Raw genomic sequence first — 14,876 nt, forward strand, 5'->3', positions numbered from 1 at the left:
TTATTTAAATGTGCGACTGGATTGCGTTGCTGTAAAAAATTCTCTAGCTTTTAATTTTAATCCATTCCAGATCGATATGAGTTTTCTATCGGCAACCAAGGATGAGGATTATTACCATCAAAATTACAATTGTGTGGTATCCACCCTACTTGTTGTAGGTCTTCCCAAAGCCATGTATAAGCTAAATGAGTTACAGGATAAGATCCGAGCATATTTCTTGAAATAGGAGATGTAGATGTAGATGAAGATATAGATTTGGATTTTACTGAAAAGTGTCTTCTCCATTGTGGATATAAAGACTGTATTTTTTCCAAAGCCGATTGTACATTAGACTCTTTTTCTGAAAGTGGATAATCCCTCAATTGAAATTTAACTTCACTGGAACTACCTTCAGGTAACGATTCCCAGTACCAATTCCAAGTAACTGAATTTGAACTAGAACTAGGTGGAACAATAACACCTACTAATCTAGCTGGCAGAATAGATGCTAGTGGAAGTTTAGGCAAAAATTTGGGGTGTAAATTGTTCACCAATTGCTGATAACCTTCAAATGCTCCTAGATAAACATCTTCCACATACTTTCGTAGGATCTCATTAGATATGAAGTTGTTGTGTCTAAAGACTATGAAAGAAGTTGGTAAAGACAGATCAGTTTGTTTTCTTCTACGAGCTGCTTCCATTTCAATCTTAAGTTGAGTCAGACAATGCTGAAACACTGGTGGAAAGTGTGAATCACCAATTTTGACAAGGACAGTTTCAAGTTGAGATAAAGGAATTGGGTAAGAATAGTTAGGATAATTTTTAGGATGGCGATTGGTTATGTAGAGCGCACTAAACCATGCAGCTTCCAAGGACAAACATCCAGCCTCTACTGGTAAGGATCTCTCATTCAAAAGTGAACTTATGACTTGTTCTAGAGTCCATTTCCATGCCCACGATATGTGCGAATAAGGAAGAAATCCTTGAAGAGTTTTCCACCCCAATGAAAATAAATAATCAGAATCTTCTGTGCTTAGAGGTAATTCAACGACATCCGGCAGGTTTTCATTACCAGAATGCCAAGCAACCTCTACCCATGCCGTTGAAAACGGCGCTTCTGAAGGTGAAGTTGTTCCCAGTACTCTTTGACTCAACCGCACTCCTAATGTAGGTAATTTTCCATTTTCCTGAAGGAAAGGAATTGGTGATGAGAACGCTTTAAATCCACTAACCCATGCTTGCATAGCGTCTCGTACCTGTTGCCCAAGTTCCAAAGAAGATAGGGATGAAATCTCTCTTGAGCGTCCATGAAAAGCTAGTGCCTCGCTTACTATATTAGCTGCTAGAGCAGGTTGATTTGTAACAATAGGAGTGAGCAATTTAGATACTTGACTGGGTGAAAAGGTAGCAACAGCAATTACCAGAGGATATTGCCAAAGCTCAAGGCGTTGTCGGTCTTTAGCAATTTTCTCGATTAGGGAAATATCCGATGCTAAAGATTGAGCAGCAAACCATTGTGTCAAAATAGGTAGGGGGAATCGTAAGCTATCAGCATTCTCGACAATTAATCTTGAATCTATAAGCTGTTGTCGCTCAGTCCAGGAAGTAATTTCATTTGATGGAACTATTGTACTGCCCCTATCGATACAAGCTGCTGCGAGTTGCTCTAAAAATTTGCTTGCCTTGAGTACGTGTTCCCGTAACGGACGAAGGGAACGCTCCACTAGATTTGATAAAAGTTGTTCCTTCGACTGAGGTATCGAGATAGCTGACTCTCGCAAGTAACTACTAAGGATGACTGCAAATAAAGGTCTGAGAATTGCATCTTGAACCGATTCGGATAAGCCTTGGTAAGAAAAATATTGTCGTCCCGATAATCTTTTAATTAGTGCCTCAGCCTCCTGTTTGGAAAGAAGATTAACTGTTATTGACTCTGGGGCATTCACAAACTCCATGATAGGTCTACTAATGAGAACTATCGTCGTGTTTTTCCATACTTTGATAAGAATCCTGGCTTCTTTAAGAAGCTTAACTGCATTAGTGATTCCAATATCATCTACATTGTCAATAATTACTAAACTAGGCTCATTTGCAGGATTATATAAATCACTAGCATCTTCTTGTATTACTTTTTTTAGTAAATTATCTTTTATCTGTTCTGCCTCAAAAAAAATAGGAAATGGAGCATTGATATTTTCCTTAGCTTCTTGAATTGTAATTTGAAATAAACGCTCGCCAATCAAGGATTTTCCTATTCCCATTTCTCCAGTTATAATAATTAGTTTTCCTGGCAAAAGCTTTAGCTCATTTGGAGGTAAACCAATAGACATATCATCAGCAAGGGCAATTGCTTCGTCTTCTTTAATTCCTGCACCTTGCCAACTAGCAATACAGCGTGCCTTAGACAGTAGCATTGACTCATCTAACCGAGTTATGTAGCGAACAAATAAAGCTGTGGGATTCGCTCCCGTTGACCGTAATTGAATGTTTCCACGACTTAAGAGATGTGATAGATTTTTGGCATCACGCCGCCCTTTCTTAGTAATTAGATTTATACCTTCTGCAACTAATACGTTCCAAATATTTTCTTCTTGGAGTTGATTTTCTATAATTTGTGAAAGTAAAGTTTGTGCTGTTTTTGCATCTCTCTGAGAGTTATCAAAGTCGGCAATAACAATCCGAAGACGCTTGAAAATTTCTGAATTATAAGGAATATATTCCTGATTCAGCTTTGATATAAATTCATCAGTTATTTCCTTTAAACTGTCTGTTCGCCCTTGCCCAAGTCGCTCAATATCCCGGCTCAGGTCATCTCTGATTATTGAACTTGCTGTAGAGTCAGTTAATAAAATGCCATATAGCAATGGATCGTCTGCAAGACCACGAGTTAATTTAATAATCGCTTCCCAAAACTTTTTATCTCTCTTCAGACCATGTTTTGCCTGAAGCTCTATAAATGTGCCATCTGTAAGTGTGATATTAATATCATCTCCTGGTCCATCTGTTTCTGCTGCCACAGCAATAGGTACATCCATAGTTGAGTGTTCAATCCAACGTAATGGTCGCTGTGTCAAGATGTGAGCAGCGATATATGCTGTTGCTTGTGCCTGATATTCGTATCCACCGCCGCCGCCACTTCCACTCATTTTTAAACCTTAGTTATTACATATCTGTCAACTAGATATTAGGATATTCTTACTTATGTTGCAAAAATTTACTAAGAATATGCAAATATCATTATTGAGCTAGATCCACTTAATCCCTAGTTACTCAAAAATTTCTCACTAGGTGCTTGAAACCAATTTTTTTAGTCAGGATACGTGACATCAGGAGTCAATACTAGCCAACTGGATAATCTATAAATCGCCATTTGGTCTAGCTGTTTCCAGATAAAGTCTTGTTAGGTTAACTCTTAAGGCAATCAGCTTTGAGTACCTATGGCTACCAAAACACTGACCAAACCTAAGCAAAGACAAAATTCTCAAAATCGCTCATGGGAAAACCTGACAGATCGCCGTAAACTCCGCCATATTGAAAACACATTGGATAAAGCGATCGCATCCTCAATTCAGGATGATTCTATCCAGTCCCACGAAGACTTTAAAGCCTATGTAGAAAATTACAGCCAGGAATCGGGTAAAGCCCCCATTACTGTAGAACTCTGTGTAGGAGGTGGGGATGATGACGAGATTAGAGGCTATCGCTTCTACCTCACTAATGATCCCAACCACAGAACCAGTGGCAAGTACCTAATTAAAAACCTAGAAGGAATTACCAGCAAAGATGAAAACTACTTCACCCCTTCTAACATTGCTGAAATTTGCGGTTTTGCTGAAACAGAACTAGACGATCTCGATGATGAATTAGAAGATGACCTACTCGATTTAGATGAAGAAAATGAAGAAATAGATGATACAAACGACGAACTAGACGACCTATTAAATGACGATTTCAACACCAAACTAGATGACCTAGATGACTTAGGTGAAGAAGACGAGCCATCTGTTAGTCGTGTTAGCGCAGCCCAAACTAAAACTCAAGCCAAAACTTCAACTAAAACCCAAAGTAAGTCTCAGCCTAAAACACAACCTAAAACTCAGGACAGAGCTAAGACCAATAAAACTGCTGCCAAAAACTCCAAATCCAGAGAGCCTCTAGACGAAGCTTCGCGTTTAAGTGCCACAGCTGCCACCAATGGGCGAGAAGTGAATGGGCTGAATTTGGCAGGCTTAACAGGTCAACTGGCATCTCTGGGAATTGCTGTGGGACAGGGAGTTTTGGAACAGCTAGCAGCTGAAGCTGATGAAAAGCGGCTGGAACGAATTCTCAAAGAACTGCAACAGCAGAATGACCGCGTAGATAACATAGCCAGTCGCTTGCAAGAAGCAAAACCGGACTCACCAGAGTCTCAAAAGTCTCAAGATTTTCAAACTGTATCTGAAGAATCAGCCGCAAACAATCCACTGGCTGTAGCTGCTACCAAAATCGGCTCGAAAGTAGATAATCTTGGTTCCCAACTAGACCCCAAATACCAATCTCAACCATTTGAATTAAATAAGGATGCTAGCGTCAGCGAACAGCTTGACCAAATTGAAGCCTACCTGAAAGTTCTTTCCAAGCGACTTGACCGTTTAGAAATGGTAATTAGCCGATTGGAAAAACAGATAGCAGCACCACAAAATAATTCTACTGTTGTCGAGTCAGAAACTGATGCAGATATTGTTCAACCTAACTCTGCTAACCAGCCACCAGCAGACGTTGACATTTTAGAACATCTGACGAAACGCCAAGCACAGCAACAACAAGCTGCCTGTGCTGATGCTTTAGTGGGGTTTGCCAAAGTTGCTGGTGAGTTATTTGACCAATCACCCCAAGGAGGTATCGCCATTTCCAGTAACAAAACTTTATGGGTAGAAGCACAGGACAAGCAGGTAGCGATGCCTGCGGCGGGCGTAGCGATCACTTTAGAAAATACCCAAGGTGAAACACTCTTTGCTGGTACTCGTACTCAGGGACAGTGGGCGATCGCACAAGACAATCTTAGCCCTGATGAAAAGACAGGCATCTGTAAACTGCCACAGTCGAAAGAAGAATACGCCCTCAAAGCCAGTACCCAAGCATTAATTCAAAAATTTCAAGAACAACTACCTAACCGATTTAACAGCAACGATGAACCGACATTCACCTGGACTGAAAAGGGCAAAGTCAAGTACGAGTTTGAAGTAGTAAAACTGCCCAATGATACACGGCTACTTCAAGGATTTAACCCTAATCGTAACGATGAACAAGTGCTTGATGCCGTTTTAGTACCAGGGCAGCCCCCGGAGATTTTGCAGTGTAGCATCCCCCTGCGTGAGATAGAAACGCTACTGGACAATCAGCAATCAACTCGCTCTACCCAAGCCCAGACTGATAAAGATACTGCAAGGCAACGCCAGAAACAAACTCAAAGAAAAGCCAGCAAACCAGAAATGCAAGTTTAATTCTACAAACGAGAAGAGAAAAATGAACAACACAAAATCTCACATTTCTCAATTAAAACTGCTGCAATCTCGGAAATTTTCAACCAACTTGAGAAATCTGAAAATCAACCGCACTGACTTACTTTTCATTTTACTATGTCTTGCGATTGGAATTTATTTGTTAGCTACCAAACCCATATTCGTCAGTATTTTGGGATGTGCCACCATTGTTTTCTTGAGTATTGGGTACATAATTCGGACAGTACCAATTCTAGAAAAGTATTTAGGTAAAAAAATTCGCTTTTGGCATATTGTTGCCGCCATTATCACTGTTACCGCTTTACTTGATACCTTTACAACTCCAGCCCAAGCTATTTTCTTAAGCGGGTTGGAAAGCTTCTTCAACAATTTAGCCCAACAAAGTTCCCAAGCCGGAGGCGGTTCTACAGGCACTTTGGATGCCAACGTTGTTGGTTTGACATTCAACCTCATCCGAGGTGCATTCTTGCTGCTGGTTGCTGCTGCTTCTCTATTTGCCTATAACCAAGCACAGCAAGGTAACGACTGGCGGCCGATTGTTACTCAAGTTGGTCTAGCGTTCTCCATCGTAATTGCCATTGATGTCATCACTTTCATATTTGTCGGTAATGGCACAGGAACAACAGCCATCAGGTAAACCCAACTTGAATTTTATACCCATTAAATAAGAATTCAGAAGTCAGAAAACATTCGTCAGAATTCATCAGTGGGGGATGAGCATAGTTAGTTGGTCTAGACAACTTTGAGAGGTTATTGACAAGAAGAAAAGTCCTATTCTCCCCCTTATCTTCACTTGTCACTTCTTGGTTGACTGACTACTAATGCAGCACCAGAGAATTATACAAATATGGCACAAGACAATCGAGAATTCATCAAAGTCAATCGGATTCTAGGCAAACAAGCCAGCATTGGGCCAATTCCGGCTGAACAGCTACTTCCTTGGATTGCCATCATTGTAGTTTGCTATGTTCTCACCAATGGTTTACTCAGTTTGGGTATGGGTTGGTTCTTTGCCACCTCATTCTGGCTAATTATCAGTTGGTGGATTCTCACAGGCAAACAGCCGCATCAGTTTTTAGATCGATGGCGTAATCCACCGGGAACAGAGTGGTGCAATAGTAACAGCATTTACATCTCACCGATTCCCGAATATCGGCCCTGGTGGGTGCGTCGGCGCTACGGGGACTCGCAAGTACAAATCCGATTCAAGCCACTGATTGTACCGAATCAATATGGAGGCAAAAGTAAGCTCATGCCCTTCCAAAATGAGGTAAACATCTGCTGTATTGCAGAAATTAAGAAAGATGATCGTGAAGTGGCTGCCCTGTTATTAGATAAAGGCAACTCTCAGTATCAACTCGTGTTTGGGTTTCGCATCGCTGGACTACATGACATACTCCATGAAAATGAGGTTAGCGAATTTGCCCACTCTATCGAAGAGGGTTTGAAAGAACTACCCCCCGGTGAAAAAATTACTTTTTGTACAGGCTGTTATAGTGATGATACTGAGTTATATCCCCTACAAACAGGCTCTGCTAAGGGAGTACCGCACATACGCCAAACCCCACTTACTGCCTTAGCAGACGATTGCCACTTGAAACCAGTTTCTGTGCTGCTTCGCAACGAGCAATTGCGGGTAGAGCAACTCAAGGAAGCAGGTTCTCGCCAAATCTGGAATCAAATTGCCTTCTGCACTTGGACGAGCGATGATGAAGCTGGTTCACAGCAAAAGGATTTTGTAGGTGGACTGATTGAAAAATGTAGAAAATTCGGCTCTTGGGCAGTTGAACTGATTACAGGGAACAAACGCATTTACCAAGAGGAGTTTTTCAAAAAGCTTTTACTGCAAGGGTTTCAGCAAGGATTTATCCAATGGGAATTGCTACTCAATACCAAAATTGGCTTAGAAGTAACACCTTGCAATGCTACAGATTTGTGGCAGTGGCTTTGGAATCGATTTAATGAGGGTGCAGCACCTCCTATTCCCCAAGTCATTACACTGAAGGAGACAGAGACAGGACTGGAGTTAACAGAAACCCTAACCACCGATAAACACATCTGTACATTACTGATTGAAGGACAACAGGGACGTTCCGCTTGTCCCGAACATCGGGGAGATAATGACCGAGTTTACCTCACAGGTAAAAGCAAGGTTTGTGGAGTTATGGTTGTAGCAGATCCCCCCGTCGGTTGGTCTAATGCCCAAGAGCAGCTAAAGTGGGTCTGGAAAATCCTTGCTTCCAGCTACGTCCACGATACAGAAGCTTGGATTGAAATTAGCCGCAGCAATGACTTCTTAATCCAAGACAACCTGGCGCGTCAGGCAAAACAATCCAAAACAGCCCGCACTTTAGCCATAACCAAAGGACAGGGACGGGACGTTGGAGCGGAAATCAAACAGGAGGAATCCTTTGAAGCCCAACGACGACTTTACGAAGGCACAAAAGCGTTGCACTGTGCGCCTGTATTTCTAGTTTATCGTCACAGTGCCCAAGAGTTAACCCATGCTTGCAACTTATTGGCTAACAGTTTTGAGACTGCCAAAGTCATTCGAGAGCGTAATATTGCTTGGGAAATTTGGCTGCAAACCCTGCCGATTACCTGCAAATGGTTGCTGCACGGAGGTAATCTCAGCGAACGCAGAATAACTTTAGATACTCATACTGTAGCCGGGATTATGCCCCTAACTGTCCCCAAGGACATCGATAAACAAGGTGTGGAATTCCTTACCAGTCGTGGTGGCAAGCCTATTTATGTTGACTTATTTCACCAGCAGATTGGACGCGCGCTAATTACAGGTACTTCCGGTTCAGGAAAGAGCGTTTTGGGATGGCGCTTTGCTCTAGAGGCATTAGCTAACAATATTCCTGTCGTTGGTATGGATATCTCTGCCAGTGGCAATAGCACCTTCAAAACGGCAATTGAACTTTTGGGCGAGCAAGGAGCATATTACGATATTTCCAGTGGCAGCAGTAACCTACTCGAACCGCCAGATTTGCGACGGTTCGACAAGTCAGAACGGGAACGGCGCATGGAGTCTTGGAAGGACTTTATTCGCAAAGCATTAACTGCGATCGCTATGGGTAAAGTCGAAAACCCGCATCTAGCTCAACGGGTTGATGCCTTGCTAGTCAAAGCTTTGGATGTATTTTTAAAAGACCCAGAAATTATTACTCGCTACAACCGAGCATTTGAGATGGGTTGGCTTTCACCAGAATGGCAGCAGATACCCACACTACCAGATTTCGTCAAGTTCTGCACTAGAGAGCGCCTTAATCTGAGATCCTTTGAAGAGATTGACCGACAGGCACTCAACCAAATCCACAATCAGGTTAGCGCTTTACTAGCATCTAGGTTGGGGAAAGCGATCGCTCGTCCCAGCACTTTTTCCCCATTACCGGCGATTAAATTCTTTGCTCTCAGTGGATTGAGTAACGAACAGGATGCTTACTTGATGGCAATTAACGCCCATAGTGCCTGTATCCGTAATGCCCTATCCCATCCTAAAAGTTTGTTTATTGGCGATGAGCTTTCCGTATTGTTACGTAAAGATGGCTTTGCCCAGATTATAGGCGAAACCTGTGCTACGGGAAGGAAAGAAGGCATTGCTGTTCTGCTGATGTCCCAAGACCCGGATACCATTTGCGAGTGTTCGACAGGCGCTCAAATTATGCAGAACATGACCTACCGGATTACCGGACGTATTACCAGTAGCGGTATTGCTTCTTTCCAACAGTATCTGGGCTATCCCGTCAATATTATCAGTCAAAATGCGACTGAAGCATTTTTGCCCCGTACCAGCGACCTTTATTCCTGTTGGCTAGTAGAAACAGGTGGTAGATTCTGGCGTACCCGCTTTTACCCTGGCGAAATGATGCTGGCCAGTGTTGCCAATAATCAGGATGAACGGGAAGCACGAGAACGGGTGATGGCTCAGTATCCAGATACCGCTAAAGGCAATTTGTTAGGACTGAGAGCGTTTACTGATGCTTACATTCCTGCTTTGAAGGAAAACAGAGGGTTTAAGCATATTGGTGGAGAGATAGATCCAAAAAGAGCATTGCGCGATTGGCTACGCCCAGCCGTAAGTCCTGCGGACAGGCCCCAACAAAGCGGAGCATCTCTGCAAGGAGAAAGCGATCGCCAAGAGAATAACGATGGCCAACAGGCTCAAGAACGCCTGATTGCAAGTTGATATATCTAAAAACTGCATTAAGGAAGGTGAATCATGAAATCTAAACTTACCTTTATCAGATTGATAGCACCGATTCTAATTTTGTCACTTGGTTCTATCGCCAGTCCAGCCCTTGCCAGTACTCAAGACAACGGTCGAGATCCAGTAGCTGCTGCTGTTAGTAACAAAACTACTGGTAGTAGTATTTTCACCTCAGACACAGCATCTCAAATCAATGATTTTGTGGGAGATGTCAAAAATTTCGCTCAAAATGACCTATTTAATCCTCTTGGCAATCTGCTCAATTCTGCCTTGGGTGCAATTCAAATTCCAGATTTAAACAAAGTTTTGGCAGGAATCATGAACGGTTCTGCCAACAACGACCCTGGTGCCGTGCTATCTGAAACTTTGGAGAACAAAACCAATGGTCAAAGCTCTTATGGTATCCGTGAAGACCTTGGTAAATATGCTACTAGAACAGTTGCCACAGAGATCGCTAATCAGGCTACTTTGAGCCAAACAGCCCAAAGTCAGATGGCTCAAATTAAGCAAGCTACTCAACAAGATACTCAAGAAAGCGTCAGCTTGGGTGAGGAATCCCAAAGTTTAGATGTCACCCAACAGATTTTGCAAAACCTATCCCAACAGACTGCCCTTAGCAGTCGCGTCAACGAGCGGATGCTTATTGAAGCCCAGCAAGCACGCATTGACAGGGCATTAAGTAACACCTTAACCGCTCAAACAGCCAAGGAACTTTCAGCCATCAATACTGCCGATCGCCGTAAGAGTGTTGCTGCCGGTAATGCTGCCACTCAACAGGCGGGGTTATTGATCATGCCTGGTGGCATTACCCTTGGTTCTGACAAGCAGTAGCTAGGAATTGGAATCTTAGAGCTAGTACCGTAAGGCGGAAGTCCAAAGTCAAAAAGCTGATTAATCAACCTTTTTAGCTATTTCCTAGCAAGTTTTAAGAGTAGGGCTATGGTTGGTTTATTTATGTCGTGCTGTACTAGCTCTAAGTAATTAATTAGACATTGTAAATCAATAACAACTTACGCAAAACCTTCCATTTCTTCGTGTCTTCCCTTCTCTACGAGAGGCTGCGCCCTAAGCGGAGCTATGCCGCAGGCTTTAGGGACGATCCGCAAACTTATTCTTTATCCGTAAGTCCTGTCAATTTTAGCTGCGATCGCTAACGCTTTTGACACTCATGATCCACATTATTGCTCAATCATTTCCAGTAACAGGCGGAGAATCCGATGCCCTAGAAATTATCTCCAGTTCTTTAGAACTTTCTCGCGCCACAGTTGAGTCGTGGAATACCGTCTGGCTAGTTACTTTAGATCCGCTCGGTTCGGCATTATGGATTGGCTTGATTAAATTGGGCATCACCTTGGGAGCCGCCAGCATATTATTTGTGGCGCTAACCACTGGTAAGGAAATCATTGAAAAGCAATCATGGTCAGAACTGGCATCAATCTTTGTTTGGCCCTTCGTGATTATGATTTTCTTGGGGGCCAACGGCAATATGCTGGCGAAGACAATTACTGTTATCCGAGGCTTCGCTTACAACCAAGTGCAAAGCGTTCTTCAACTTCAAGTTGGTGAACTAACATTTCGAGATGCTATTACCAATGTGGCAATTAGCAGTATCGCTAGACAACAGTTAGAAAACCTCTATAGCGAATGTCAAGGAAAAGTCGGTACAGAGTTAGTTGAATGCTGGAACTCAAAGCAAGCCCAGGCACAGGCAATTGTTACCAAAGCTGAAGAGCAAGCTAAATCTCCACTCCAACCACTACGAGATTTTGGTAGTTTTCTCTGGAATAGAACTTTGCCTGGTCAAATCGGTACTGCTGTTCAGTTTGCCAATGATCCAGGTAGTGTGTTTCGAGATACTGCCATCCCCATCATTCGCTTTATCCTGTATGCCCTGCAATGGGGCTTTGTAAATATTTTGGAAGCTGCTCTGTTGCTAACAGCATTATTTGCACCGATCGCAGTTGGTTTATCTTTACTGCCATTACAAGGTCGTCCTATTTGGGCATGGCTGACAGGGTTTATTTCCTTGTTTGGTGTTCAACTTGGTTACAACATTTTAGTAGGTTTAGCAGCCGTCGTGCTGGTAAAGTCTGGTGCTGAATTAGCATCTGATGTCGCATTTTTATGTTTCCTGAGCATCTTTGCACCAGTTTTGGCGGTATTGATAGCTGGAGGTGGGGGAATGGCAATCTATAACGGCATTTCTGCCAATGTCAAAGGCTTAATCGATATTTTTAGCAGTGCCATTGGAACTGCAACCAGTATTGCTCTACTCCGCAGGGGGTAATACCAATTTTGGATTTTAGATTTTGGATTTTGCGGAAAGTCTGTAGCAAGATCCCGCAGGGTGCGCCGACTTCCGCCTCTCCGTTAGCGCAGCGTAAAGCCTGCGGCATAACTAACTTCTTTACGAGACGCTAGCTTGCTTCCCCGCAGAGGTACGCTTAGAGCGACGGAGGAACGTCACTTTTCAAGACAGTCAATCACGGGAAAATCCCACAATCAATGGATGAAAATCCTTATTCCCCTATTTCCTATTCCCTATTTTCAAGCTAAACGGTCATGTAATGAATCACACAACGAGGGCATGAAAATTAACCTACCCTCGTCCCCAGTCCCCAGTCCCTAGTCCCCAGTCCCCAGTCCCTATTTTCAAGACAGGCATCAGAACTTTCCAAGACGAATTAAAAACCTTTAACACAAGGCTGTTTGGTGGATTTTCAAACAATACTACTTATGCCAATTTGGTATGACTCTGCAAATTAAAAGACTTCAAGCTCCATTACTTCCAGAAGCCAAAAACCTCCTAGCTGTTTGCTTTATTTGCCTAACTGCATTTAACGGTCTGATATTTTTGTTGACTCTATTCACCGCTTTCAGGGTCAATAAAATTGCTGATCGCAAGACGACCTTTGCCCAGTTGGTAAATGGTGAGACAATCTACATTTCCGAGCAAGACCGCAACTGGCGTTATCCAGCTGTAATTCAAAAAGTAGTTAGTGACTGGACAACCCTAACATTTAACTGGGATGACAAACTCACTGGCACTAATCAACCAGACCAAGGCATTCAAGTTGGTAGAAATGGGCGGATTCCCACAAATACTTGGTTTGCTTCCCTGCTACTAGAACCGGAATTTGCCAAAGCTTCTCTACCGAAGATAGCCGAATTAGTTCCTACTAGCTTCTTTTCAGGTCAGCTGCGTAGCACCACTATTATTTCTTATTTGTCAGAACCGAGAGCAGTACGACCTGGGGAATGGGAAATAGACATGATTGCTACCCGTATCTTAGTTGACCGCACTACTGGTAGAGATGAGCGGATTTCTTTTAACCGCACATTTACCGTCCAAGCAGTGGAGATTCCCCGATCTCCTTTAGGTAAAGAAGCCCCCTTGGTAGAACAGAAAATTTATGAAGTGCGATCGTCTGGACTGCAAATTACCAAGATGGTTGAGTTCAATTCTCAGCAACGACGCTAAAGGAAAAAGGTAGAATTATGACCAATTCAAATCAAAACCATGAATTTGACCACATAAACGAAAACTCTGCTGATTTTTCGTCGGAATTCAACAGTACTAACGGCAATCATCGCTCTACCCAAGCCACTTTGGTTGCTGATGATGATATCAGCCTTGAAGAGGAGCAGTTGTTGGCAGGTTATAACCCTACCGCCAGTCACCTCATTTCCGAAGAATATCGCTTGAAACAAGATGCAGAAGGAGCAGTAGAGCGACCGTTAGCAGAAAAACCTAGTGTTCGACTAGGTTCAGTAGTTGCCTTAGTGGGAATGGTTATTGGCTCTGTAGCACTGATCTGGTTTGGATTTCTCCAACCGAAACCTCCTGTTAAACAGGTAGTTCAAACTCCTACTACATCTCCAAAAGGCGAACCAGTTTTAGATGAATCTGCCGAACTTAAAAGCAGATTAGCGTTTCAAGACCAACGGCAACAACTTAAAGTGGAACCTGTTGCTGCTAAATCCCCAAATCCAACCTTACAAAATAAACCCAAACCAACGCCATCTCGTCAGACTTTTTCACCGCGCACAACTCCTACATCGCCCATAACACCAATAACTCCTGTAAGAATTTCTCAACCTGCGCCCCCAGTAGTGCGGTATATTTCTCCCAATCCTGTTAGTTATCAAGCTTCAACACCAATACGACAGCCTGAAAGGAATGTCGATCCTTTCCAACAGTGGAGCCAACTAGCTAGCCTGGGACAGTCGCAAATCGGTAACTCTAAAGCAGCTGAAACTCAGTCAGAAGTTGCTGTTAACACTCAAACTCCAACAAGCTTGAAACCAACAGCTAGGCCATCCATTTCCACTCCCGAAGACCCTGGTATTCAAACAGTTTTAATTGGCTCCAAAAGCACTGACAGTAAAACTGATAACTTGACTCCAGGAATGGTAGGTATCCTCAATCGCACCCCTGTAGCTACAACCAATCTTAATGTCAATGAAACTAAAGAGGTAGCACTGGGTACATCTGCCCCAGGTAGAATTATCATGCCGATGATTTGGGATCAGGGAGGCAATAATAAGAGCGATCGCTTTGCCATCGAGTTAACCAAACCTCTCACAGCCACAGATGGCACGGTGGCACTCCCAGCTGGTACTGTTTTAGTAACGAAAACAGTGGCAGTAGGTAAAAAGAATAACTTAGTATCTGCTAGTGCGATCGCGCTGATTTATCCTGACTCCCAAGGTACAGTCAAACAGGAAACCATTCCGGCTGAGACTTTTTTAATTCGCGGTCGAGGACAGCAACCGTTAATTGCTAAAAAGCTGAATGATGTGGGGACAGATATTGCCCAACAAGATTTGTTAGTTGGATTACTCAGTAGTTTGGGTAAGGTGGGAAGCATAGTGAATCAGCCCCGCACTCAATCTAGCACTGTTGTTTCTAGTGGCACTTTTAACCAAAGTACTATTACTAGTAACTCTAATCCTCAGATTTGGGCGGCGGCGCTGGAAGGCTTTTTTAGTCCAGTCAGTGAACGTCTGTCTAGACGCTCTGACCAAGCAGTGCAAGAATTACTAGAACGTCCAAATATCCAGTTTTTACCTGAAGGTACAGAAGTCTCGGTTGTCGTCAATAGTTTTTTGAAAGTTGAACGATGATACCAATTTGGTACAAGTAGCCAGCAATTTAAAATTCAAACAGATTGAAGTCG

8 protein-coding genes are annotated in these 14,876 nt (G+C 43.0%); 7 read left to right on the forward strand and 1 reads right to left on the reverse strand.

All coding sequences use genetic code 11. The features are described 5' to 3' along the window. Positions 1–56: 56 nt before the first annotated feature. Entirely contained in the window at positions 57–3,125 is a 3,069-nt protein-coding gene (locus tag A4S05_RS09350) for an NACHT domain-containing protein (RefSeq protein WP_069069543.1), read from the reverse strand. Positions 3,126–3,416: 291 nt separating this feature from the next. Here A4S05_RS09350 and A4S05_RS09355 point away from each other — a divergent pair, with 291 nt between their 5' ends. From A4S05_RS09355 to A4S05_RS09385, 7 genes are all read left to right on the forward strand, one after another. Then, complete coding sequence (locus A4S05_RS09355; RefSeq protein ID WP_069069544.1) at positions 3,417–5,462, forward strand: hypothetical protein; 2,046 nt, start codon at positions 3,417–3,419, stop codon at positions 5,460–5,462. A 22-nt stretch (positions 5,463–5,484) separates the two neighbouring features. Beyond that, positions 5,485–6,117 carry a hypothetical protein gene (locus A4S05_RS09360; RefSeq protein WP_069069545.1) on the forward strand — a complete coding sequence of 211 codons (633 nt, stop codon included), beginning with the start codon at positions 5,485–5,487 and terminating at the stop codon, positions 6,115–6,117. 210 nt (positions 6,118–6,327) lie between these two features. Next, the gene (locus A4S05_RS09365; RefSeq protein WP_256090898.1) at positions 6,328–9,675 is read left to right on the forward strand and encodes a hypothetical protein; all 3,348 of its coding nucleotides are present in this window, start codon (positions 6,328–6,330) and stop codon (positions 9,673–9,675) included. A gap of 33 nt (positions 9,676–9,708) precedes the next feature. Next, positions 9,709–10,527, forward strand: coding sequence for a hypothetical protein (locus tag A4S05_RS09370; protein WP_069069546.1), 819 nt, complete (start codon positions 9,709–9,711; stop codon positions 10,525–10,527). 337 nt (positions 10,528–10,864) lie between these two features. Beyond that, the gene (locus A4S05_RS09375) at positions 10,865–11,983 is read left to right on the forward strand and encodes a hypothetical protein (protein ID WP_069069547.1); all 1,119 of its coding nucleotides are present in this window, start codon (positions 10,865–10,867) and stop codon (positions 11,981–11,983) included. A 462-nt stretch (positions 11,984–12,445) separates the two neighbouring features. Further along, positions 12,446–13,177, forward strand: coding sequence for a hypothetical protein (locus A4S05_RS09380; protein ID WP_069069548.1), 732 nt, complete (start codon positions 12,446–12,448; stop codon positions 13,175–13,177). A gap of 17 nt (positions 13,178–13,194) precedes the next feature. Beyond that, a complete protein-coding gene (locus tag A4S05_RS09385) occupies positions 13,195–14,823 on the forward strand; it encodes a TrbI/VirB10 family protein (protein ID WP_069069549.1) in 1,629 nt (542 codons plus the stop codon). The last annotated feature ends 53 nt before the right edge of the window (positions 14,824–14,876 follow it).

Source organism: Nostoc sp. KVJ20, assembly GCF_001712795.1.
Classification (GTDB): domain Bacteria; phylum Cyanobacteriota; class Cyanobacteriia; order Cyanobacteriales; family Nostocaceae; genus Nostoc.

What these genes read in the sequence shown, in the direction of transcription:
- A4S05_RS09350 (WP_069069543.1), bottom strand. Translation starts at nt 3,125, where the DNA reads ATGAGTGGAAGTGGCGGCGGCGGTGGATACGAATATCAGGCACAAGCA.
- A4S05_RS09355 (WP_069069544.1), top strand. Translation starts at nt 3,417, where the DNA reads ATGGCTACCAAAACACTGACCAAACCTAAGCAAAGACAAAATTCTCAA.
- A4S05_RS09360 (WP_069069545.1), top strand. Translation starts at nt 5,485, where the DNA reads ATGAACAACACAAAATCTCACATTTCTCAATTAAAACTGCTGCAATCT.
- A4S05_RS09365 (WP_256090898.1), top strand. Translation starts at nt 6,328, where the DNA reads ATGGCACAAGACAATCGAGAATTCATCAAAGTCAATCGGATTCTAGGC.
- A4S05_RS09370 (WP_069069546.1), top strand. Translation starts at nt 9,709, where the DNA reads ATGAAATCTAAACTTACCTTTATCAGATTGATAGCACCGATTCTAATT.
- A4S05_RS09375 (WP_069069547.1), top strand. Translation starts at nt 10,865, where the DNA reads ATGATCCACATTATTGCTCAATCATTTCCAGTAACAGGCGGAGAATCC.
- A4S05_RS09380 (WP_069069548.1), top strand. Translation starts at nt 12,446, where the DNA reads ATGACTCTGCAAATTAAAAGACTTCAAGCTCCATTACTTCCAGAAGCC.
- A4S05_RS09385 (WP_069069549.1), top strand. Translation starts at nt 13,195, where the DNA reads ATGACCAATTCAAATCAAAACCATGAATTTGACCACATAAACGAAAAC.